This is a genomic window from Acidithiobacillus sp. IBUN Pt1247-S3, assembly GCF_041146875.1.
GTDB lineage: Bacteria > Pseudomonadota > Gammaproteobacteria > Acidithiobacillales > Acidithiobacillaceae > Igneacidithiobacillus.
In genome coordinates, this window is sequence record NZ_JBFRXP010000003.1 from 137,869 (window position 1) to 160,843 (window position 22,975).

21 protein-coding genes and 1 tRNA gene are annotated in these 22,975 nt (G+C 59.4%); 13 read left to right on the forward strand and 9 right to left on the reverse strand.

Translation table 11 applies throughout. From position 1 onward, the window contains the following. Nucleotides 1-2 precede the first annotated feature (2 nt). Nucleotides 3-1,070, forward strand: coding sequence for an NADH:flavin oxidoreductase/NADH oxidase (locus tag AB4090_RS03605; protein WP_369572536.1), 1,068 nt, complete (start codon nt 3-5; stop codon nt 1,068-1,070). Between the two features lie 68 nt (nt 1,071-1,138). After that, nucleotides 1,139-2,047, forward strand: coding sequence for a DMT family transporter (locus AB4090_RS03610; RefSeq protein ID WP_369572495.1), 909 nt, complete (start codon nt 1,139-1,141; stop codon nt 2,045-2,047). Between the two features lie 37 nt (nt 2,048-2,084). Here AB4090_RS03610 and AB4090_RS03615 read toward each other — a convergent pair whose 3' ends face one another. The 4 genes from AB4090_RS03615 to guaB all read right to left on the reverse strand — a co-directional run bounded on the left by AB4090_RS03615 (nt 2,085) and on the right by guaB (nt 5,995). After that, nucleotides 2,085-2,504: a type II toxin-antitoxin system VapC family toxin gene (locus tag AB4090_RS03615; protein ID WP_369572496.1), complete on the reverse strand. Its 420-nt coding sequence runs from the start codon at nt 2,502-2,504 to the stop codon at nt 2,085-2,087. Nucleotide 2,505: 1 nt separating this feature from the next. Then, the gene (locus AB4090_RS03620) at nt 2,506-2,760 is read right to left on the reverse strand and encodes a plasmid stabilization protein (protein ID WP_369572497.1); all 255 of its coding nucleotides are present in this window, start codon (nt 2,758-2,760) and stop codon (nt 2,506-2,508) included. Nucleotides 2,761-2,912: 152 nt separating this feature from the next. Continuing rightward, nucleotides 2,913-4,520, reverse strand: a complete 1,608-nt coding sequence (gene guaA, locus AB4090_RS03625) for a glutamine-hydrolyzing GMP synthase (protein WP_369572498.1) — start codon at nt 4,518-4,520, stop codon at nt 2,913-2,915. A gap of 8 nt (nt 4,521-4,528) precedes the next feature. Next, a complete protein-coding gene (gene guaB / locus AB4090_RS03630) occupies nt 4,529-5,995 on the reverse strand; it encodes an IMP dehydrogenase (RefSeq protein WP_369572499.1) in 1,467 nt (488 codons plus the stop codon). 171 nt (nt 5,996-6,166) lie between these two features. Here guaB and pcnB point away from each other — a divergent pair, with 171 nt between their 5' ends. Genes pcnB through AB4090_RS03680 form a run of 10 tightly spaced genes read left to right on the forward strand, consistent with a single transcriptional unit; the run spans nt 6,167 to nt 17,116 of the window. Then, complete coding sequence (gene pcnB / locus AB4090_RS03635; RefSeq protein WP_369572500.1) at nt 6,167-7,636, forward strand: polynucleotide adenylyltransferase PcnB; 1,470 nt, start codon at nt 6,167-6,169, stop codon at nt 7,634-7,636. Nucleotides 7,637-7,645: 9 nt separating this feature from the next. Continuing rightward, entirely contained in the window at nt 7,646-8,920 is a 1,275-nt protein-coding gene (locus tag AB4090_RS03640; RefSeq protein ID WP_369572501.1) for a CCA tRNA nucleotidyltransferase, read from the forward strand. After that, nucleotides 8,890-9,435, forward strand: a complete 546-nt coding sequence (gene folK, locus AB4090_RS03645) for a 2-amino-4-hydroxy-6-hydroxymethyldihydropteridine diphosphokinase (RefSeq protein WP_369572502.1) — start codon at nt 8,890-8,892, stop codon at nt 9,433-9,435. Before AB4090_RS03640 ends, folK begins: the two co-directional genes overlap by 31 nt. Then, nucleotides 9,429-10,022, forward strand: a complete 594-nt coding sequence (locus AB4090_RS03650) for a deoxynucleoside kinase (RefSeq protein WP_369572503.1) — start codon at nt 9,429-9,431, stop codon at nt 10,020-10,022. The genes folK and AB4090_RS03650 overlap by 7 nt, the downstream gene beginning before the upstream one ends. Further along, the gene (gene panB, locus AB4090_RS03655; protein ID WP_369572504.1) at nt 10,019-10,804 is read left to right on the forward strand and encodes a 3-methyl-2-oxobutanoate hydroxymethyltransferase; all 786 of its coding nucleotides are present in this window, start codon (nt 10,019-10,021) and stop codon (nt 10,802-10,804) included. Before AB4090_RS03650 ends, panB begins: the two co-directional genes overlap by 4 nt. Further along, nucleotides 10,804-11,637 carry a pantoate--beta-alanine ligase gene (panC, locus tag AB4090_RS03660; protein WP_369572505.1) on the forward strand — a complete coding sequence of 278 codons (834 nt, stop codon included), beginning with the start codon at nt 10,804-10,806 and terminating at the stop codon, nt 11,635-11,637. The genes panB and panC overlap by 1 nt, the downstream gene beginning before the upstream one ends. Further along, nucleotides 11,634-15,461 carry a DUF3683 domain-containing protein gene (locus AB4090_RS03665; protein WP_369572506.1) on the forward strand — a complete coding sequence of 1,276 codons (3,828 nt, stop codon included), beginning with the start codon at nt 11,634-11,636 and terminating at the stop codon, nt 15,459-15,461. Before panC ends, AB4090_RS03665 begins: the two co-directional genes overlap by 4 nt. Further along, entirely contained in the window at nt 15,458-16,132 is a 675-nt protein-coding gene (locus AB4090_RS03670; protein ID WP_369572507.1) for a DUF1275 family protein, read from the forward strand. The genes AB4090_RS03665 and AB4090_RS03670 overlap by 4 nt, the downstream gene beginning before the upstream one ends. Next, nucleotides 16,116-16,499 (forward strand): Smr/MutS family protein, encoded by a 384-nt coding sequence (locus tag AB4090_RS03675; RefSeq protein ID WP_369572508.1) that lies wholly within the window; start codon nt 16,116-16,118, stop codon nt 16,497-16,499. The genes AB4090_RS03670 and AB4090_RS03675 overlap by 17 nt, the downstream gene beginning before the upstream one ends. Before the next feature lie 5 nt (nt 16,500-16,504). Beyond that, nucleotides 16,505-17,116 carry a class II aldolase/adducin family protein gene (locus AB4090_RS03680; protein WP_369572537.1) on the forward strand — a complete coding sequence of 204 codons (612 nt, stop codon included), beginning with the start codon at nt 16,505-16,507 and terminating at the stop codon, nt 17,114-17,116. Nucleotides 17,117-17,119: 3 nt separating this feature from the next. Here the strand turns inward: AB4090_RS03680 and AB4090_RS03685 are convergent, their stop codons facing one another. The 3 genes from AB4090_RS03685 to AB4090_RS03695 all read right to left on the reverse strand — a co-directional run bounded on the left by AB4090_RS03685 (nt 17,120) and on the right by AB4090_RS03695 (nt 20,704). Continuing rightward, nucleotides 17,120-17,392 carry a hypothetical protein gene (locus AB4090_RS03685; RefSeq protein WP_369572509.1) on the reverse strand — a complete coding sequence of 91 codons (273 nt, stop codon included), beginning with the start codon at nt 17,390-17,392 and terminating at the stop codon, nt 17,120-17,122. 201 nt (nt 17,393-17,593) lie between these two features. Then, nucleotides 17,594-19,822, reverse strand: a complete 2,229-nt coding sequence (locus AB4090_RS03690) for an acyltransferase family protein (protein ID WP_369572510.1) — start codon at nt 19,820-19,822, stop codon at nt 17,594-17,596. 27 nt (nt 19,823-19,849) lie between these two features. Beyond that, nucleotides 19,850-20,704, reverse strand: a complete 855-nt coding sequence (locus AB4090_RS03695; protein WP_369572511.1) for an acyltransferase — start codon at nt 20,702-20,704, stop codon at nt 19,850-19,852. 189 nt (nt 20,705-20,893) lie between these two features. Between AB4090_RS03695 and AB4090_RS03700 the strand changes: the two genes are divergently transcribed. Next, a tRNA-Ser gene (locus tag AB4090_RS03700) sits at nt 20,894-20,983 on the forward strand. Nucleotides 20,984-20,987: 4 nt separating this feature from the next. Here the strand turns inward: AB4090_RS03700 and AB4090_RS03705 are convergent. After that, complete coding sequence (locus tag AB4090_RS03705; protein WP_369572512.1) at nt 20,988-21,485, reverse strand: N-acetyltransferase family protein; 498 nt, start codon at nt 21,483-21,485, stop codon at nt 20,988-20,990. Continuing rightward, complete coding sequence (locus AB4090_RS03710) at nt 21,485-22,972, reverse strand: NFACT RNA binding domain-containing protein (RefSeq protein WP_369572513.1); 1,488 nt, start codon at nt 22,970-22,972, stop codon at nt 21,485-21,487. The genes AB4090_RS03705 and AB4090_RS03710 overlap by 1 nt, the downstream gene beginning before the upstream one ends. Between the last annotated feature and the right edge of the window lie 3 nt (nt 22,973-22,975).

Below are 22,975 nucleotides of genomic sequence, written 5' to 3' on the forward strand. Positions count from 1 at the left end.
AGATGTTATTTGCACCGTGGCAATTGCGTAGTGTCACCCTGCGCAATCGCATCATCGTGGCGCCCATGTGCCAATACTCAACGCCCGACGGCGTTGCCGGAGATTGGCACATGGTACATCTGGGCAGCCGCGCGGTAGGGGGTGCGGGTATGGTGATGGTTGAGGCCTCTGCAGTTAGCCCGGAGGGTCGCATCTCCCCGGATGACCTAGGCATTTGGAACGATGCGCAAGCCGCCGCCCTGCGCCCCATCGTTCGCTTTATTGAAGAGCAAGGTGCCGTAGCCGCCATTCAGATTGCCCACGCTGGGCGCAAGGCGTCGACCGCCTCGCCTTTCCACGGTGCTGCTCCGATTGCACCCTCTGCCGAGCGTGGCTGGCAGCCCATTGGCGCCAGCCCCCTGCCCTTCAGCCCACAGCACAGCACCCCCACGCAGATGAGTATCGCTGAGATCGAGCGCGTACGAGACGATTTCGTTGCCGCCGCGCGACGAGCACTAAACGCCGGCTTCTCCGTGCTCGAACTGCACATGGCCCACGGCTACCTATTGCATAGTTTTCTTTCGCCAATCAGCAATCAGCGTCAGGACACTTACGGAGGTAGCCGCGAAAACCGTCTGCGCTTCCCGCTGGAAGTGGCGCGTGCCTTGCGTGCCCTCTGGCCCGAAAACCTACCACTTTGGGTACGCATCTCGGCGAGTGACTGGGTGCCCGGCGGCTGGGATATCGAGCAGTCATTAGTGTTGGCGAGCGAGCTGCAAAAAATTGGTGTGGACGTCATTGACTGCAGCAGCGGCGGCATGACGCCTGATGCACAAATTCCTGCGGGCCCAGGGTTTCAAGTGCCTTTTGCAGAGAGGATTCGGCACGAGGTGAAGATTCCGACGGTGGCGGTAGGCTTGATTACCGAACCCATGCAGGCGGAGCAGATACTGGTTACCGGCCAAGCTGATGCCGTCGCCTTGGCGCGAGAACTCTTGCGCAGTCCTTACTGGCCGCTGCACGCCGCACACGCCCTGGGCGTAGACTGGAGCTGGCCGCAGCAGTACGATCGCGCCAAACCAAGCCACTAGGGCGACGGTATTCTAACCGGGGAGGATCGCCTCCCCGGTTTTGCTTTGTAGAAAAAGGCTCTCCGCAGATGCGTTCTCGTGAAACCTACCTGGCTTTCGCCGCCATTCTCCTGCTCGCTCTGATCTGGGGCTACAACTGGGTGGTCATGAAAGTCGCCTTGCAGAACAGTGCGCCACTGCTATTCGCCGCTCTGCGCGTGGTGCTCAGTGCCCCGGTTCTGCTCCTGTATCTGCTGCTGCAGAAACGCTCGTTAGCCCTGCCATCCTTGGGCTACATCGTGCCCTATGGGCTCCTGCAGAGTACTGGTTTCGTGGGCGCCACCTTGCTGGCGCTGGAATATGCCGGGGCCGGCAAGACGGCGATTCTCGTCTACATGATGCCGATTTGGCTAATGCTCTTGGCCTGGCCGGTGTTGGGGGAACGGCTGCACGGGCTGCAAATTCCAGCCTTGGTTCTGGCCCTGCTGGGTCTGGTGATCATCTTGGAGCCCTGGAGGGCTGGTTCCTCTCCCTGGCAGGGTCCATTCTTTGCCCTTATTTCCGGCATGTCCTGGGCAGCGTCGGCCATTTGGCATAAACGCTTCGTGCCCAAAGGACAAGACCTGATCAACGCAACTTTTTGGCAGGCCTCCATCGGCGGCACTGTACTGCTCATCACCGCGCTGGTTTTCGAGGGCTGGCAGGTGCGGTGGACCGGGCCGTTTATCGCTGCCCTTGCCTATAATGCCATCCCCGGTACCGCCCTCGCCTACGTGCTCTGGCTCTTTGCCCTGCGCCATTTACCCTCTGGCGTAGCCGGCATTGCCACCCTCTTCGCCCCACTCATTGGGGTATTCGCCGCCTGGCTACAGCTAGGCGAGCGCCCAAACATCTGGGAGGCCATCGGCATGGCGGGAATCTTCTCGGCGCTTTTCCTGGTAAGCTGGCAGCACCTGCGACCCAAAGACGACAATATCACCATGTCAGCGCAAGAATGATAGTGGTTTTAGCCGCCCAAAAAAGGTGTCCCCGGCCCTATACGCCTTTCCAAGGGTTAATGACCGTCACACCTGCCGCTTCATAGGGCGATGTGTCGCGCGATGCCACAATGAAGCCCCGCGATGCTGCAACGGCCGCGATGTAACCGTCTGGCGTCGGAAAGCCACGCCCGCCGTCCTTGGCCGTCACGGCCAGGTCGGCGTAGTGGCGCGCTGCATCCGTGTCGAACGGCAACACCCGATCTTTGAACAGCTCCAGCAGCTCGCTCAGGGCGCCGTCGAGCATATTCTTGCGCTTGCCTGCCGGCAGCGTGCGGATACCAAACAGCAACTCGGCGAGCGTGACGCTCGACAGATACAAGGTTTCCGCCACCTGGTCGTTCAACCAGGCCCTTACAGCCGCATCTGGCTCTGGCTTCATCGCCTCAGAAACGACGTTGGTATCCAAGACGATCATTTCAGTCAAAGCTCAACGGTTTGGCCGGCGTCTTGTCGCGCACACTCTCGAACACGGCGAAATCTTCATTGGTCAAACCGATCTTGCGGCCGATGGCCGCCAGGGCTTCCCCTACACGCACACGCTTTTCCGGCTTGACCGCGGCCGTCAGAATCTCGCGCACCTCCGCTTCCGTGCTGCGGCCGTGCTGCGCTGCCCGTACCCGCAAGGCGCGATGCACATCATCGGGCACATTCCTTACAGTTAAAATCGCCATGATTCACAACCTGCGGTTTGCTTTCCATGACTGCAATCATAGATAAATGCAGTCACGCACGCAAACGTCATACTCCACGGCAGGGAGGTAGCCTGGCTGGAGTTGACACTTGATCGTGTCTCCCTAAGGGTGACAGCGTGTCAGCCGCGGGATCACTCCCACTCGATGGTTGCTGGCGGCTTGCTGCTGATGTCGTAAGTGACGCGGTTGATGCCGCGGACTTCGTTGATGATGCGGCTACTGACCTTCTTGAGCAGTGCATAGGGCAGTTCGGCCCAGTCGGCGGTCATGAAGTCACTGGTTTGTACGGCACGCAGGGCGACCACGTAATCGTAGGTGCGGCCATCGCCCATCACCCCTACGCTCTTCACCGGCAGGAATACGGCAAAGGCTTGGCTAGTGAGGTCGTACCAGCTATCGCCGCTCTCGGGATCGATAGCGGCACGCAGTTCTTCTATGAAGATGGCGTCGGCGCGACGCAGCAGGTCGGCGTACTCCTTTTTGACTTCGCCAAGGATGCGCACGCCCAAGCCGGGGCCGGGGAAGGGATGGCGATAGACCATCTCCCGCGCCAGGCCAAGGGCCACGCCGAGTTCGCGCACTTCGTCCTTGAACAGTTCGCGTAGGGGCTCGAGCAGTTTGAGGCCCAGTTGCTCGGGAAGGCCGCCGACATTATGGTGGCTCTTGATGGTGACAGCCTTCTTGCTCTTTGCCCCACCCGACTCGATGACGTCAGGATAAATCGTCCCCTGCGCCAAAAAGCTGACCCCGCGATGGCCAGGAAGCGCAGCCTTGAGTTTTTCCGCTTCCGCCTGAAAGACCTCGACGAAGAGGCGACCAATAATCTTGCGCTTTTGCTCCGGCTCACTCACGCCGCCCAGCTCGCGCAAAAAGAGCTCACTGGCATCTACCCGCACGACCTTGGCGTGCAGTTTGCCGGCAAACATCTCCATGACCATGTCGCCTTCGTTCAAGCGTAACAGCCCATGATCGACAAAAACGCAGGTGAGCTGATCACCAATAGCGCGATGGATCAGGGCCGCGGCAACACTGGAATCAACGCCTCCGGAAAGACCGAGAATGACTTCTTCCTCGCCCACCTGCTCGCGGATGCGCGCCACCGCCTCGGCCACATAATCGCCCATCACCCAGTCGCCACTACAGCCGCAGATCTGGTGCACAAAACGGCCGAGTAGCGCCTTGCCCTGCACGGTATGAGTCACTTCGGGATGAAACTGCACGCCGTAATAGCCGCGCGCCTCGTCGGCCATGCCGGCAATGGGACAACTGCCAGTGCTGGCCATCACCTTGAAACCAGGAGGCAGGGCGGTGACCTGATCGCCGTGGCTCATCCACACCTTGAGCATGCCGTAACCTTCGTGCGTGCTAAAGTCTTGGATGTCCTGTAAGAGGCGGGTGTGACCACGCGCACGAACTTCGGCATAGCCAAATTCCTGGTGATCCGTCCAGCTTACCGTACCACCCAATTGCGCCGCCATGGTCTGCATGCCATAGCAAATACCAAGAACTGGCACGCCCAGATCCCATACCACCTGCGGGGCGCGCAGCTCGTGGTCTTCGTAGGTGCTGCCGTGGCTGCCGGAAAGGATGATGCCCTTGGGCGCAAAATCGCGCACAAAATCATTGCTAACATCGCAAGGATGGATTTCGCAGTAGACATGCGACTCGCGCACACGGCGGGCAATAAGTTGGGTGACCTGAGAGCCAAAGTCCAGGATCAGGATGCGTTCTTCACTCATGGCGGGGATCACTCCACCCGATAATTGGGGGCTTCTTTGGTAATGTGCACGTCGTGGACGTGGCTCTCGCGCACGCCCGCCTGGGTGATTTTGATAAACTTTGCGTCCCGCGCCAGCTGCGCGAGATCTGCGGCACCCAGATAACCCATGCTCGAACGCAGTCCGCCCAGGAGCTGATGGATGACCTGCGCCGCTGGACCCTTGTAAGGTACCCGCCCCTCCACCCCTTCGGGCACCAGCTTCGGCCCCTCGGGATCACTGGCATCCTGGAAGTAACGGTCTGCCGATCCCTGTTGCATGGCTCCCAGCGAGCCCATACCACGATAGGCCTTGAAACTGCGCCCTTGATAGAGTTCGATTTCGCCAGGGGCCTCGTCGGTACCCGCCAGGAGCCCACCGACCATCACCGTATGGGCGCCAGCCGCCAGGGCCTTGGCAAAGTCGCCGGAGAAGCGCACGCCGCCATCGGCAACTAGGGGCACGTCAGTATCCGCCAGGGCCTCGGCGACATCGATGATAGCCGTAACCTGCGGCACCCCCACCCCGGCCACCATACGCGTGGTACAAATCGAACCTGGACCAATACCCACCTTGACCCCATCCGCGCCAGCATCCACGAGTGCCTTGGCCGCCGCCGCCGTGGCGATGTTGCCACCGATCACATCCACCGCCGGAAAGTGTTTTTTCACCCAGGCAACGCGGTCGAGCACCCCCTGGCTATGCCCATGGGCGGTATCGACGATGATGAGATCGACTCCGGCCTCTACCAGGCGCTCAACGCGCTCTTCCGTGCCGGCGCCAACACCAACCGCAGCCCCTACCAGCAGGCGGCCCAGGCTGTCGCGGCAGGCATTGGGATGCGCAGTGGCCTTGCTGATGTCCTTGACTGTGATCAGGCCGCGCAGCTCAGAGCGATCATTCACAACCAGAATTTTCTCGATGCGATGTTTGTGCAGCAGGTCCTTGGTGGTGTCGAGGCTACTCCCCTCGGCCACCGTCACCAGACGCTCGCGCGGGGTCATCACACTGCTCACCGGGGCATCCATGCGCGTTTCGAAGCGCAGATCGCGATTAGTGACGATACCTTCCAGACGCCCGTCCTCTCCCACTACCGGCACGCCGGAGATACCGTGACTGGCCATCAGCAGCAGGACCTCGCGGATGCTGGCATTGGCACGAGTAACAATAGGGTCTTTGATAACGCCCGCCTCGAATTTTTTCACGCGGCGCACCTGTGCGGCCTGGTGCTCGGCGGTCATGTTCTTGTGGATGATGCCAATGCCGCCTTCCTGCGCCATACAGATGGACATCGCCGCCTCGGTAACGGTATCCATGGCGGCAGACAGGAGGGGGATGTTGATGTGCAGATTGCGACTCAGGCGGGTGCGAACCTGTACGTCGCGCGGCAGCACGTTCGAGTGGGCAGGAACCAGCAAAACGTCATCAAAAGTCAGGGCTTCGCCAATCAGTTGCATCGGAGCTCCTCAAAATGAAAAAGGGCCGGGCATTGCTGCACACCCAGCCCAGTCAGGCATGGCCAATGATAGACGCACAGCGAAAAAATTGCCAATTTTTACGGGCGAATGGACAGGGCTTGCCAATCATTTCGAACATTACCGATTTTTCGTATACACTGTGCGCGCCACTTGCCGGAGGGCTGGAATCACACTTTGGTTTCCCTGAAAAATTTCATCGCAGCACAGCTAGCTAACGACACCGCCGCACCCAGCGCGCCATCTGTGCATGCACCCTCTCTGCCAGCCGGCGCGCGCACGATTCCGCGGGAGCAGCACAATATTTCCCGGCGTCAGATCAGTGATGCCGCCCTGCAAGTATTGAACGGCCTGCATCGGGCCGGTTACCAAGCGTATCTGGTCGGCGGCAGCGTGCGCGACCTGCTGCTGGGTCGAGAACCAAAGGATTTTGACGTTTGCACCGATGCGCGGCCTGAGGAGGTACGCAAACTTTTTCGGCGAAACGCCCGCCTCATTGGTCGGCGCTTTATCCTCGCCCATGTCCAGTTTGGCCGCGAGATCATCGAGGTCGCCACCTTTCGCGGTGGCGCCAATGAGCGGCAAGCGGTGAGCTCCAGCGGGCGCATCCTCGCTGACAACGTCTATGGCTCCCTAGAGGAGGACGCACAGCGCCGCGACTTCACCGTCAATGCCCTCTATTACAACATTGCTGACCGCAGTATTGTCGATTTCTGGGGTGCCTGGGCCGATATCGAAACCCAGCGGTTGCGCATGATCGGCGAGGCCGAGCAACGTTTCCACGAAGACCCCGTGCGCATGCTCCGTGCCACACGTTTTGCTGCCAAACTGGGATTCCAACTCGATTCTGCCATCGAGGCTGCCACCCCCTCCTGCCGCGAACTGTTGCGCGAGGTTCCCCCCGCGCGCTTGTATGAGGAGGTTGGCAAACTTTTTCTCGCTGGCTTTGCCCAGCAGAGTCTCGCTACTTTGCAGCGATATGGACTTTTTGCCGCCCTCTTCCCGCAACTTGCAGAGGTACTCGAACGGGAAGACCAAGGCGCTGCCCGCGAATTGGTGCAACTCTCTCTGGGTAACACCGATAGCCGTGTGTCGGCAGGCAAGTCCGTACACCCCGCCTTCCTTTTTGCGGCAATGCTCTGGCCCGTATTGCTTGCAGAGCAAGAGCGATTGGTGAGCGAAGACAAACCCGAGGCCGTAGCCATGCAACAGGCCGCCAGCGCGGTGCTCGAGGAAAATCGCGGGCAGATTGCCATTCCCCGCCGCTTCACCCTTACCATTCGCGAGATTTGGGACTTGCAGGCCCGTTTCCACCGCCGTGGTGGGCGTCGGCCGTTCGCCCTGCTCGCCCACGAGCGCTTTCGCGCCGCCTTCGATTTTCTGCTGCTGCGCCGTGATGCCGGTGCCGATCTGGCCGCTCTCGGGCAATGGTGGCAACAGTTTCAGGATGCCGATGGTGAAGGGCGCAAGCAACTGATTGAGACTGCTCGTCTGGAGGATCGTGATGCCGAATCTCCCCTCGGCCCACTGCCAGCCAGCGAAAATAAACGTGGCAAGCGGCGAAGACGGCGACGGAATCCTAAGCAAACGTCGGAATCCGTAACTGTAGTAGAGTCCGACTAGGCTCGTATTTTGGCCCTCGACAGCGGCCCGAAAGAAATTCTGCAACTCCTCCAGAAAACCTGGTCTAGCACGCGTGTTCAACAACTCCAATTTCTTGGCGCCCAGGCCAAGGCGCTCGGCTCTCAGCTCTATCTCGTCGGTGGAGTGGTACGCGATCTATTCCTGGCGCAACCGAGTCAGGATTGGGATCTGGCCATTGACGGTGATGTAGAGCCTTTCCTCAATGCCCTGCAGAGCGTTGGCTTCCAGTTGGACAAGCGTTCTGTATTCGGCACTGCCAGCCTACAGAGTGCAGAGGGGCTACGCTGGGACCTGGCCCGTTGTCGTGGCGAACACTATTCGCAGCCCGGTGCCTTGCCCGAAGTATTCCCTGCCGATATCCATGCGGATTTACTGCGCCGGGATTTTCGTTGTAACGCCATGGCGCTCCAGCTTACGCCCGAGTCTTTTGCTCAGCTTCTTGACCCCTTCGCTGGTCGAGAAGATCTGCGCATGGGCATCCTGGAAGTGCTGCACCCGCGCTCTTTTCAAGATGATCCCACGCGTATCCTTCGCGGTCTGCGCTTTGCCCGCCGCTTCGCTTTTTCTCTCGGGCCGCAGGCCCAGCAGCAATTGCAACGTCTTCTCAACAGTAATGGTTTTGCCAGCTTGAGCGGCACCCGCCTGTTCCGGGAGTTGCGTCTTTTGTTGGAGCTAGCGGATCTACCCAGCAACCTGCGAAGTTTTTGCGACTGGGGCTTAGGCGCTCTTCTGCCACCGCTACACTCTCCCCCGCCAGAGCTCTGGCCAGCATTGCAGCGCCTGGAGAACGCATTCGCGCAATATCAGAAAACTTCGGGCGATACCGTGGATCGACCCGCCGCAGCGCTCCTCTTGCTCGCGGCTTTCAGCCCCCCAGCGTTGCGCGAGCAGCACTGGCAGCACTGGCAGTGGCAACCGGACAAGCACTGGCTGCACGACCTTGCCGCACTGCCCGCGCATCTGCCAGGACTGGAACTTGCGGTGCAAGCACGCTATTGGCAGAGCTGGACGCCGGCAGGTATTCTGTGTGCTTTGGTCCTGCACGATGAGCCAGACCTGACAACATCGGCGTGGCATTATCTGCAGGTACAGCGCTGGCAAAAAGCGCCAGTAGACGGGCGCGACCTGCAAGACTGGGGGATCAGCCCAGGACCGCAACTGGGTGCATTGCTGCTGCGCCTGCAAGATGCGACCTGGAACGGAGCCTTTGATGACAAAGACGGAGCCTTGCGTTGGCTGAAACAAGAAAACCTGCTGCCGTGATTGCCTGGGTAGGTATCGGCAGCAATCTGCAAGAACCCCGTCTACAAGTTATGCGGGCGCGGAATGCTTTAGCAGCACTGCCAGCGTCACGCCTCGACTGGGTTTCTGGTGATTACCTTTCGGCACCCATTGGCGGCGTGGCGCAACCTCCTTTTGTCAATGCTGTGGCCCGCCTGGAAACCTGGCTTGCGCCTAACGAATTGCTGCGCGCTTTGCATGACATCGAAGAGCAGGCCGGGCGGCGGCGCGCGATAGAGTTGGTCTGGGGTCCGCGGGTACTGGATCTGGATCTATTACTTTATGGAGAACTGCAGTGTCAGGAGCCAAGCCTGTATCTGCCCCATCCAGAAATTGCCAATCGTGCCTTCGTGCTGCGGCCCATGGCCGATTATGACCCTAACATGCGCATCCCTGGCGCGGGCAGTATCGCCGACCTTCTACCTGCAGTCGCCGGACAAAGCCTGTCGCCGCTGCCCGTGCAGCAGGATAGCGAGGACTTGCGGCGCTCATGTTGATCGTCTGCGAAGGTCCCATGGGGGCAGGGAAAACCAGCCTCACGCACCTACTCGCGGGGCATTTTCAGGCCACAGAATGCCTGGAGACACCCGCAGACAATCCTTTTCTGGCAGAGCTGTATGCCGATGGTCGTCATGCCCTGGCTACAGAACTGCATTTTTTGCTGCAACGATGCCGCCAGTGGCAGGCGCTACCCGCGGGCTTGTGTTTCAGTGACCACAGCCCGAGCAAAGATCTACTCTTCACCGCTCAGACCCTTGACGAGGCAGAGCGAGACCTCTATTTACGCATCCGTAGCAAGCTCCTGCCCCAGCCACCGCAGGTGGCGCTGATGATCTTTCTCGACGCACCGTTGGATCTACTCTATGCCCGCATTGCTGCGCGCGGCGATCGCTGGGACGCGGCCATGCAACGGGCGTACCTTGCCCAAGTACAAACGCGCTATGCAGATTTTTTCGCAGCCTACCCAGGGGAACACATTGACTTGCGCGGGCAGGGTCTGGACTTCGTCGCCCGCGAGAATGATGCTAAAATCCTGACTGAATTAGTCGGGAATAAATTACACGAGTTGGGGTGGCAGAGTTGAGCAAACGGATTGATACCTGGAACACCGCGAAGCAGCGCGGCGAAAAGCGCGTATTGGTAACGGCCTACGATTACCCTTTCGCTAGACTGGCGGAAGAGGCCGGCGTTGATGGCGTTCTCGTAGGCGATTCTCTGGGGATGGTGGTGCAGGGACATCGCGATACCCTGCAGGTAAGCCTGGAACAGATGGCCTACCATACCGAGATGGTGGCGCGCGCCTGTACCCAGAGCCTCGTGTTTGCCGATCTACCGCTTGGAACTTATGAGGAGAGCCCGGCGCAGTGTTGGCGTTCCGCAACTACCCTGCTGCGCGCCGGCGCCGAAGTCATCAAATGGGAAGGCGGTCTGGAATTCAAGGAGCACTTGGAATTCTGTGCCGCGCGCGGTCTGAACGTCTGTGTACATCTGGGACTGACGCCACAACGTTTACGCCAATGGGGCAGCTTTCAGCGGCAAGGGGCAACTCCCGAAACAGCGGAACGGCTGGTGCAGGAAGCCCTTGCCCTGGCCCAATCTGGTGCCCGTTTTTTGTTGCTGGAAGCCGTTCCCGCCGATCTCGCCGCGCGTATCACACAGCAAAGTGCCATTCCCGTCATTGGTATTGGTGCCGGTCCAGATACCGATGCGCAAGTGTTGGTAATGCATGACGTGCTCGGATTGGGGAAGGCGCCGCCCTTTGCCCGTGCCTTTGTCGACGGTGCGGCACTGCTACGTTCTGGCCTTGCCGACTACACGCAAGCCGTGCGTGACCAGTCCTTCCCAGCAACATCGAGAAAGCGCTGATGCCTGTCTTGCGTGATCCCAGCAGCCTGCGCAAGTGGCGACAGCAACTGCGCGGTAGCTTGGCCTTTGTGCCCACCATGGGCCATCTCCATGCCGGACACCTCGCCTTGCTGCGTCTCGCTCAGGCACGTGCCGAGCAAGTGCTGGTCAGCATCTACGTCAACCCCCTGCAATTTGGACCAGGAGAGGACTTCAGCAGCTATCCGCGCAGTGTAGAGGAAGACTTGCGCAAGCTGGCTGAGGCCGGCTGCACATCCGTCTTCGTGCCTAGTGATCAGGATCTCTACCCGCTAGGTGCGACGGAGCAGACCCGCGTCGTACCCCCACTAGCGCTGAGCGATATCCTCTGCGGTGTACAGCGGCCCGGACACTTCAGCGGCGTCGCGACCATCGTCCTCAAGCTGCTGCACTTGGCGGAACCCGATATCCTCGTGCTGGGGGAAAAGGACTATCAACAATTCCGCATCGTGCAACAGATGCTGAGCGACTTTGATCTTGCCACCCAACTACTCTGTGGGCCTACTGAGCGAGATACTGATGGGCTAGCCTTGAGTTCGCGCAATAGCCGTCTGTCGCCAGAACAGCGCGTCATCGCGCCGCAACTCGCTACTGAACTGCGTAAGCTTTGCCAACTCCCGGCAAACAGCTTGGCATTACCGGCTGCCCAGGAGACGGGCGAGCGCCTGCAAGCCGCGGGCTTTGTGCTGGATTATTTGGAACTGCGCGACAGTACAACATTACAGACTATCAACAACACCCGCTCCGGGGCGCGCTGGTTTGCCGCCGCCCGCCTGGGTGCGGTAAGACTCATCGATAATATGGTGATTCCGTGAGCGAAAGACGCGAAATTCCCTACAACTACACCTCCTTTTCTGACCGGGAAATCGTTGGCCGTTTTCTTGGGCAGGAGGCGTGGGCGACCCTGGAAAAGCTGCGCGAGCATCGGGTTACCGGACGTTCAGCACGGATGCTCTTTGAAGTGCTGGGTGACCTGTGGGTAGTGGCACGCAACCCGTATCTCCAGGAAGACTTGTCTTCGGATGACAAGCGGCGGCGGGCACTGTGGCAGGCCCTGGATCATCGCCTGGAGGAAATCGTCCAGCGCGCCGAAGACAATGCCCTGGTTTTACAGCTTTTGGCGCGCTGTCGCGAGGCCAAGCAACGCTTCATAGCCGATTTCGATGCCGAGCGGGCCCTGCGCAAACGCGCTGCTCACGCGCTAGCCAAAGTCAGCCCCAAAGACCACATCGATTTCAGCCCCTATGCCCGCGTGGCGCACGTGACCGATGCCTCGGATTGGCGCGTCGAACTACCGCTGCTGGTCTTGTATCCAGCGACCGAGGCGGAACTCGCAGAGCAGGTGCGTATCTGTCGCGAATTACAACTCGCCATCATCCCGCGTGGCGGTGGCACCGGATACACCGGGGGGGCGATTCCGCTTACCCCGCGCAGCGCGGTCATCAACACGGAAAAGCTCGACCAGATCTCCACCATCCAGGAGGTCGCCCTGCCCGGCTGCGAATCTCTGGTACCCGTGGTCGAGGCCGGTGCTGGCGTGGTCACCAAGGTCGTTGCCGATCTCGCCGAGGACGCGGGTTTAGTCTTTGCCGTCGATCCGACCTCGCTGGATGCCTCCACCATTGGCGGCAACATCGCCATGAATGCCGGCGGCAAGAAAGCGGTGCTCTGGGGTACTTGTCTCGATAACCTTGCTTCCTGGCGCATGGTCATGCCCGATGCCAGTTGGCTGGAAGTAGAGCGTCTGGATCACAATCTCGGCAAGATCCACGACCAGAAACTCGTACGTTTTCGCATTACTCGCTACGAGACGGATGGCAAGGCAGCCCGGAGCGCACCGGAAATTCTCGAGCTGCCGGGCAGCAGTTTCCGCAAACTGGGTCTGGGCAAGGACGTTACCGACAAGGCCTTGGGCGGTCTGCCAGGCATCCAGAAAGAGGGTTGCGATGGCATCATTACCTCCGGCCGCTTTATTCTGCACCGGATGCCCAAACACCTGCGCACCATCTGCCTGGAGTTTTACGGCAAGGACCTGGAACCCGCCGTGGCAGCTATCGTCGAGGTCAAGAATTATGTCGAGTCTCTGCCGAATGTACTGCTGACCGGCCTGGAGCATCTCGACGAACGCTACATCAAGGCCGTCAAATACAGCAACAAGGCGCCGCGACGCGAACGCCCGCGCATGCTGTTGCTCGCCGACCTCGCCAGCGACGATGCCGATGCGGTAGGCGCGGCAAGCTCGGCGGTAGTGCGCCTCGCCAATGCCCGCGGGGCCGAGGGTTTCATTGCCACCACCCCAGAGTCGCGGCGTCGTTTCTGGGCCGATCGCAGTCGCACTGCTGCTATCGCTGCCCACACGAATGCTTTCAAAATCAACGAAGACGTGGTCATTCCTCTTGATCGCTTGGGAGAATACACCCGCGCCGTTGAGCGTTTGAATATCGAGCAATCCATCGCCAATAAATTACGCATTATTGATGCCTTACAGGCCTACCTTCAGGGCTCGTTGCCTGAGCTGAGGCAAGTGAAGTACTTTGAAGACAGCGCCGAAGAGCGCTCTATCGTCGCCAGTAAGCAAAAAGCGGCGCTGCAGCTCTTGCAGGAAATTCGCAGTCGTTGGGAAAACTATCTGGCCCACCTCGACCAGTCCGCCAAAGATCTGCTGCCCACTCTGCCTGCGGAAGAACAAGACAAGATCGACCGCGAACAGAGCCTGCTGCGCCTGCTTTTGCAGCGCGACTTGCGCATTAGCTACCGCCAGGACATCGGCAAGCCGCTCGAAGAACTCTTTTCCGGCGAACGCTTTACCGGCGTCCTCGCGGAAGTTCGCCGCATCCACGAGCGGGTGCGGCGCACGCGCATCTTTGTTGCCCTGCACATGCACGCTGGCGACGGCAACATCCACACCAACATTCCCGTGCTTTCTTCCGATCGCGACATGTTGCAAGAGGCAGATCGGGTGGTCGACCGTATCATGGATGTCGCCAAAGAACTCGGTGGCGTAATTTCCGGCGAGCATGGTATCGGCATCACCAAAATGCGCTGGTTGGAACCCGAGAAGATCGCCGCGTTTCAACAATACAAGGCGCAGGTAGATCCCGAGGGCGTGTTCAACCCCGGCAAGCTACTACCGGGTTCTGGCCTTGATACCGCCTATACTCCGTCCCTGCAGTTGGTAGAGCAGGAGGCCCTGATTCTGGAGGCGAGCGAGCTCGACGCCCTGAATCGCGAAATCAAGGACTGCCTGCGCTGTGGCAAGTGCAAGCCGGTGTGTATGACCCACGTGCCGCGTGCCAATCTGCTCTATTCGCCGCGCAACAAGATTTTGGCGACTGGGCTCTTGATCGAGGCCTTTCTCTATGAAGAACAGACACGACGCGGGGTGTCACAACAGCATTTTCAGGCCCTGGAGGATGTGGCCGACCACTGCACGACCTGTCATAAGTGTATGACCCCCTGTCCAGTGGACATTGACTTTGGTGAGGTCTCGGTACACATTCGCAACCTGCTGCGCGCGCGCGGGGAAAAGACCTTCAGCGCTGGCACCCGCCTGGCCATGAGCTACCTTAATGCCAGCGATCCGCAGACCGTGCATTTTCTCCGCCGCGGCGTGCTGCAACCGGCCTATCAGGCGCAGGCCCTGGCGCACCGCATCGTCCGGCCGCTTTTGCCCAAAGGCGAAGCACCGGCTACCACTGGCAAAGCGGACATCCGTGCGGAAGTCATTCACTTTTTGCGCAAGCCTTTGCCTACTGATATGGGCGCGCAAACCATGCGCCAGATCCTCGGTATCGTCGACCACGAAACCGTGCCCATTCTGCGCGATCCGCAGACGTCGGCGGACAGCGAAGCAGTATTCTATTTTCCCGGCTGCGGCAGTGAGCGCCTCTTCAGCCAGATTGGCCTGGCTACCCTCGCCATGCTCTATCGCGTGGGCGTGCAGACGGTGCTTCCGCCCGGTTATCTCTGCTGCGGCTACCCGCAGACCGCTGCTGGCCAGGAAGACAAGGGTCAAGAGATCTCAGTGCGCAATCAGGTACTCTTTCACCGGGTTGCCAACACTTTGAATTATTTGGACATCAAGACGGTGATTCTGTCTTGCGGCACCTGCATGGATCAGTTGCTCAAGTATCAGTTTGAGCAGATTTTTCCAGGCTGTCGTCTGCTCGATATCCACGAATTTCTTATGGAAAAAGGCGTGCACATGGAGGGAGTTTCTGGGGTGCAGTATCTCTACCATGACCCCTGCCACAGCCCGATGAAAACGCACAAACCCTTAACGGTGGCGGAAACCTTGCTAGGCCAGCCAGTGCGCGCCTCGGAGCGCTGCTGCGGCGAAGCAGGCACACTGGCTAGCAGCCGCCCGGATATCGCCACGCAACTGCGCGCGCGCAAGGAAGAAGTCTTGCATAACGACATCGAGGCGCTGACCGGGGCACCCCTGGCCCATGCAGGTAACGTCAAGTTGCTAACCTCCTGCCCAGCGTGCCAGCAGGGCCTAGAACGGTACCGTCTGGATACCGGCCTGGATACCGACTATATCGTGGTTGAACTGGCCAAGGCGCAGATAGGTGCAGATTGGGCGCGACAGTTTGCCGAGCTCGCTCGCCACGGCGGCATTGAGCGTGTTTTGTTGTGAGTGGGGTAACGCGCATGGGTTTTGCCCGCGCCGATCTGCGCATTCAGCTCCTGTCGGCTATCGCCGCCTCGGCTGATGTCACTGCGTTTCTCTGTTTTCATGCGGTTTTCACCTCGGCCATGACTGGCAATCTCGCCCTGCTCGGCCTGGCCCTGGGGCAGGGGCATCTCGCCCTCGCCACGCATTCCCTGTTGGCCTTGGGCGGCTTTGTGATTGGCGCGATGATCGCCACGGCGCTCGGCGAACGACAGTTTTGGCGCGGCGAGCGCATCATTCTGCTAGAACTGATCGGTCTGCTGATTTTTGCTGGTGGCTGGTGGCTTTGGAGGTTTCCCGCGGGCGGCGCGGCATTGGCAGTCATGATTCTTGGCTCCGCCTCCGCCATGGGGGTACAAAGCGTACTGGCGCGCAAGGTCAATGTCGCCGGCGTGCCCTCAGTAGTGTTCACTAACACCCTCACCAGCATCCTGATCAGTTTGACCAATGCACTACGAAAATGGGAGAAACCCGGCTGGGTGACCGTGCAACAGCTCACCGCCCTCCTCGCCTACGCTGCAGGGGCTGCTCTCTTCGCCGCACTGCTCTGGCTGAGCCCGGTGCTAGCAGTCAATCTGCCTTGGTTAGCATTGATTTTGGTATGGATTTTAGGAAGGCATGAGACAGCTGCATGAAGAGCACGCCGTTCCCTTAGCGCTCGATGGCGTTCTCGATCTGCATCAATTTCGCCCGGCTGAAGTCGCCGATTTGCTCCGGGAATATCTACGCAGCTGCCGCGCTGCTGGCGTTCTGCAGCTACGCATCATCCATGGCAAGGGCAAGGGAGTTTTGCGCCAGCGCGTCCATAGCATCCTGAACAACGAACCCGCGGTGCGCGCCTTTGGTCTTGCCCAAGACCGCAGCAGTTGGGGAGCAACCTGGGTCGATCTCTACCCCGCCGACGTTACTCCGCCCGCCAAGGCGCCACCCAAAACCAGCGTTTCAGCCGGCCGCCCGCCATTCTGGTATCGTCTGCTGCAATCGATCTTTCTCAAAAAGTGAAGCGCATGGAAGAAGAAGGTGTCATCAAGTTTCAGCTCCATTGGCAGGCTAGTGGCGCCCCTGCCTCGGATTTTCTGGGTGATCTGGAATCCTGGCGACGGCGGCTGCGTGCCATTGGTGGTATCGGCGCCGACCCGCGACGTTATGGCGGTATCGGTTTTGGCAACCTCAGCCGCAGGTGTGCGGAAGGCTTCTGGATTACCGGCACGCAGACCGGGGACTTGGCCATTCTCGGCCCCGAGCAGTACAGCTTGGTCGAACGCTGGGACATCGACGCCAATACAGTCTGGGCGCGCGGGCCAGTAGCTCCCTCTTCCGAGTCCATGAGTCACGCTGCACTTTACGATATTCGGGCGGATATCGACTGGGTATTCCATGTCCACATTCCGGAGTTGTGGCGGCGTGCGGCGGAGCTGAATCTGCCGCGCACCCCAGCCGGCGTCGAATATGGCACACCAGACATGGCGCTAGCGGTACAAGAGATTGCGCGGGAGGCCACCCTACCGCTGGTACTCAGCATGACCGGCCACGAAGACGGTATCCTCGCAGCGGGCCGCCAGGCCGATGACTGTGGCAAGGCATTGCTGCGGGCCATTGCCCGCGCCCCTGCCGACTAGGGACTATTCCTGGATCACTTCCAGGGCACCGGCCTCAAGCAGGGCTGCTTCGGCAATAGCGGCCGCCTGGGGATCAAACCCTCCGTAGATCGCGGCAATAGCGGGCTTCTCGGCAAACTCCGCCGCCTCCATGCGCGGCTTCTCACTCAATAGCAATTGCAATGCCGACTGCAGATCTGCCGGCGCCGTATCGAGCTCTGCGAGCTGCGCGCGTATTTTTTGCAGGGCTGCCTGCATGTCGTTTGCACTGGAAAACAACACTTTTACAATAAACACTTCTCCTCCCCGGGGCAGTAATTGATAGCTCGCCCATCATACGCACGATGCTGCTGCAGAATCCAGAAATAGCCTCGTCCATAAGCCGATCAATCCCATATCTCGTGTGGAGATGGTTTTCCACGCGGGCTATCTCGCCCTGCCTGCCGAATTTCGCAAAAAATAACAAACACCTGCCAATCGCAACATGACCCAAGATGCCTAATCATCCTCTGGTCCGCCGGATCTGCTGCCCGGATGGGAAACGGTCGGGGCCGCCAGGGGCACAATGCGCATAGGTTTTACGGATTCGGTGGTGAGGGGGATGCTTGCTACGCCATTGGCGGCGAATCCTCGGGTGGCGGCATTCCCTGCCGGGCCACTGGTGGCCGAAGCCGTAATCTGGGGCTTTGCCGGCCGCGCCCCACTGCTCACCGCCGCAGACGCGGCGCTGGCGCTTGGGGCCGTGCCGACGGCGGCCGCAGCATGACCCGAACGGGCGGGCGCAACCACCAAGACACTACTTGCCTCGGCCACTGCAGGGCTTGCCGGAGGAGTCGCCGGACTGATGCCGCTTTCTCCGGGGCCAGGCTGGCGATAGCCCATGACATACAGTTCCCGCAGGATAGCCTGCATGAGGGCTTGAGCACCGTCCCAGTTCAGATGGACCTGATCAGCAACGAAATACCCTGCATGCCCCTTGCTGATGTCATCCCAGTGCAGCAGGCGTACATTAGAATACTTGGCGGCAGCGCGCAGGTACATCTCCCGCACCTCGTTTTCCCAGGGACGGGGAACGGCGGGAATCACCAGGAGGATCTTGCGCGGACCCACGTCCTGGATGAACTGTTCCAGGTCATTCCAGGGGACATAGCCGTTGCTGCCCAACTCCACCACGATGTATTGGATCTGACCGTCGCCGGGATCGGCCAGCATCTGCTGCAGTACCGGTTGGGCGCGGAAAAAAGAGCGCCCCACCTGGCCATTGAGGATGGCATTGGGAACCATGTGAATCACGTAGCCAGACCAGCCCAGAAGGATGGAATCGGTGATAAACAAGACCTTTTTGTGGGGGTAGGCCAGGTTTTGACGGATTTCCTTGTCGTTATACAAAAAGCCAAAGCCCGGGTGCGGTTGCCACTGCAAAAGCCCGCTGGAGCTGCTTTCCGCCGTTTCCGCTGCAGTCATATCGCCCGCACGCCTTTCTGCTACTCCCAGGGAAGAGGTGTGCGCGAGGGTCTTCAAGTCCTTGGACAGGCGCTTTATCTGAGCTTCCAGAAACTGCTGATACAGGGCATCGTGTTGGTTGCGGCTGTGGGCCGTTGACCAGGCCAACCCGACACGGTTGGCCTCCCACCAGCCCCAACTACCCAGCGCCAACAAGAGTAGGACCAGGGCATAGGCAGCCGGGGGAAAATCGTGGCGCAGGGCGCGGCCAAAGGCTCGCTGTATGGGGATTTCCATGGCCACATAGCTGATTACGGCAAGCAACAAAACCAGCATCACCCCCAACAGCAATTGGCTCGGGATGGGGGCGTCGTGGTAATAAAAATGCACAAAGGCAATGGCCGGAACATTCCACAGGTACAGGGAATAGGACATTTCCCCCAGCTTGCCCAATACCGGCACCCGCCATTGGGGAAGCCAGCGCCCCTTGGCGGCACTGCCGACCGCCACTGCCGTCAATATCGTCACTGCCCCGGAGTACCAGGCGAATCCCTCCCAGGGTGCAAAGACACATAGCAGTACCATGGCCGCCGTTGCCGCCAGCGCCAAGGCGTCGGCCCAGGGCTGCCCTAGAGCCTCCCGCCGCCGACCCCAGCCCAAAGCTGCCAGCAAAGCCCCGGTCCAATAGGGAAAGCCATGGCTGGGCAGGACGTAAGCCGCATTCAATTGTCCGCTTTGCAACCAATACACGGCCACGGCAAAGGATGCCCCAATCAAGATCAATAACAGGGCACGCCACAACCAGCCCCCACCCAGCAAGCTACGGAGCAGAAAATGGGCGATATAGAGTTGCCCCAATAGGGCAATGAACCACATCCCCAGAAACGGGTGCGGTGTGCTATATATCTGAAAATAAGGAATATGGTGAAAAACCAGGTAAAAATTGTAGCCTAGAATCGCGGACCAAAAAGCGGGCTGCCAAGGATCTGGCTGTACCCCGGTAAATTGGCAGAACAAGGCCACCAGTAAGGTAACCACCAGCATTGGGATCAGGATGCGGGAAAAACGCCGCGTCAGAAAGGTTTTGGCCTGGCTGGCCCAGTCGGATTCAACGGCTTTTTCCAACGATCTTTCGATGAGAAAACCCGATAAGAACAAAAAGACATCCACTCCCAAATACCCGCCGGAAAACCAGGGGCTATCAAAGCTGATGGTGTCATGAATATGGAAAGCAATAACCGCAAATATTGCCAGAAACTTCAGATAGTCCAAATAAAGGAACATGATTGGTCACGGAAGAGAAGGAATTTTTTAGGAGCGCTGCGCTTGGATGACTTTTTCCAGAGTCGTGGCAATGGCACGCACCATCACCTGAATTCCCATCCAGTCCGGGTGCACCCGGTCGGTCCAGAAGTACTGGGGATGATCGCGGCTCAAAAGGTTCCAATACACCAGGTGCACATTGGCATGCTGCCGCGCGGTTTGGATATAGAGGTTCTGCACTTCGTGCTCCCAGAAACGAGGCATTTCCGGCATCACCAGTAAGACCTGACGATCACCAACCAAGCGGAGGAATGTCTCCATGTCCTGGGGGGAGACCTCGCCATTGGTGCCTAACTCCACTACCACATAACCCACCCGGTGGGTGACGTGGGTCTGCTCCAGCACCTTCCAGATGGGAATAGCTTCCGAAAACTGGCGCCCTACTCGCCCGTCAATTAAGGCGTTGGGGAAGATATGGGCAAAATAGCCCGACCAGCCCGTCAGAATGCTGTCACCAATAATGATCACCCCCACCGGTCCGCTTTTGGGAAAGCGTATGATGGAATTGGCATCCAGCACATACCCTGGATCAGGGGTCTGGGTGAAGTCTTTTTTGGCGTCGACGATGGCCATCCGGTCTAGATAGCGGTCCGGGGCATGGGTTGCGGCGGCGGCCTGCGGCGTCAGCCTGGGCAGTGCCGACTGCAGGGGGAGCACAGGGGCTGGCACCGGATGGTTGAAGGGGGGCGTCTGTTGGGCACAAGAGGTCAGTGCTAATAATGACGCTGCTACCAGAACCCGCAACGGCCGCCACGGCGCGATCCGCTCCCACCCTTTGCGCAATTGGTTCAAGGCGCAATCTCCCTTCCAACCCTGAAAATTGGCGCCGATACTAGCACGCATCTCCCAGCCAAAATAGGGCCTTTTACCAGTGAATCAGGAATCTACAAGCGCCGAGGGGGAGTAACACCGGCTCAATTCTTCATCGCCACAGTTTCCTAGATCGCCACAGCCATCGTGGAATCTGGGTTTCATGAGGAGATTTACAGCAAGATTCCCCAGCACTGCGATTTTTCGTACACTGTACGCCTCGGAGGTGTGGCAGAGCGGTTGAATGCACCGGTCTTGAAAACCGGCAGGGGTTCACGCCCCTCGTGAGTTCGAATCTCACCGCCTCCGCCACTCACTACCCCAACTTTCGGCCGAGAATCAGCAAATCTCTGGTTTCGCCACCCAGTTGGGCGATCGCCGGCAAATTCCCCCACTCAATAAACTGAAATTTTTCAAATAGGCGCACACTTGCACGGTTCTCAGCGAAGATAAATCCGAGCAATGTGCTCACCCCGAGAGCGGGTGCGGTATCAATGGCGTGCTGCAATAGAATGCTCCCGTGTCCTTTCCCGCGTTGCCCATCTTTAACATAAATGGCGAGTTCCACCGTGGCCGCATAAGCAGGACGGCCGTAAAAATCCGAAACACTTAACCAAGCACTAATTTCTGTCCCTTTCTCTAGCACCCAGACAGGTCGACGCGAAGGGTCATGGGCGTGAAACCAGGGCACTCGACTCTCCACCGACACCGGCTCGGTATCTGCAGTGACGATGCGCGAGGGAATGGTCGAGTTATAGATGGCGACGATCTCGGGCAAATCTTCCGCTGTGGCTAAACGCAGTCGGGTATCCATCAATTCCTCGCACTGCCGGGTCGACGCACACGCAGGGTCTGAAACTGGCGATACACTACCCGCCCTGCGCCGCCCTGAGGATGCCGGCTTACATGACGCAGTTCGGTCCAGTCTACTTCCGCACTCAGGGCCTGAGAATTACTGTGTTGTAGAGCAATTTCCGCGGCACTACGCAGTACTTGCGGTGGCACGGGTTGCTGCGCATTCTGGCGCCGAATCAGTACATGGCTGCCCTGCAAGTCCTGTACATGGAGCCAGATGTCCTGCGGCTGCCCCAAACGAAAACTCAGATAGTCGTTGGCACGCGCATTCTTGCCCCAAAGAATGGTAAAGCCATCGACCACACGCTGATCGATTCCCGGCTGCGCCCCCTGTTTGGACGCTTTCTTTACCGGCATCATCGCTTCGGTCGGTACAAGCTCTCGTTGCGGCAGCTGCAGCAACGCCAGTTCGACCCTGGCAATCTCCTCCGCAATGCGCTGCCGCGCCCGTTGCGCCCGTTGCGAGCGTTTTATGAGTTCCTCGGCATAGGCGTGGAGGGTTTTACCGGCAGGAATCTCGATCTCGATTTCCGCTATGCCCTCGGCACGATATTCTAGTACCCGCACCGGGCCGCCGTGATGCAGTCTATCGGGCGCAGCGAAGAGCGCAGCCGCATGACGCCGGTCGGAAGCCGGAGTTGTCTGCCAGCGTGCCAGGTCCTCTTGCAGACGCTGCAAACGTCGCCGCAAGCGTTGTCCTTCTTGCCTTCGCGCCAGGTCTTCAGGATTTTTCTCGGGCGCCGCTTTGTCATTTCTTACTTCCCGCCAACGTGTTGCTTCTAAAGCGGTGATCGCTATGGCAGCGGGGTTATCGGTGATGGGGTAAGGCTCAGCTTCCGGCAGCTGCCACCACTGCGCACCGGGCGGACCCTGCAAGACCGAGTGGACCTTTGCCTCTGCATCCACACCCAGCATGGTGCGGCGCTTCACCTGCACCAGCGACAACGGGTTCTCCAGCGTCGCCCATGATGCGGACGAGCTGGGCGGCCGATACAACGCTTGCGGCAGGATTCGCGGTTCGTCCTGGTCAAGGCTGTCCCAACGGGAGGACCAATGAATATGCCTGTTCTCATCCACCAAGAGCAGCGCACCACGCCCGCCAAAACACTCGGCAATCAGGCTCCAGCGTTGTTCCTGCCGGTCGAGGCCGGCGTGGGCAAAGCGTAGGCGTAAAATCCGGTCGGCCCAAGGTACCTCAATGGCAAGCAGGCGAAATCCCGCAAGCTTCTGCCCCAAAATAGCCGCCGGGCCGGCAGGCTTGGGCACCGTACGTACAGCCTCATCCCAAAACAGACCCAGAGGCGCGGATTGTGCTACCAGGAAAAGGCGTCCGCAGGCAAAATGCAGCGTCGCTTTGCCTTGCTCTACGCCAATTCCACGCAGGGTCTGATGGGCAAAGTCTTCCTGCAGGCAACGCGCTGCGGCAAAGAGCTGCAGGGTATCCACGCC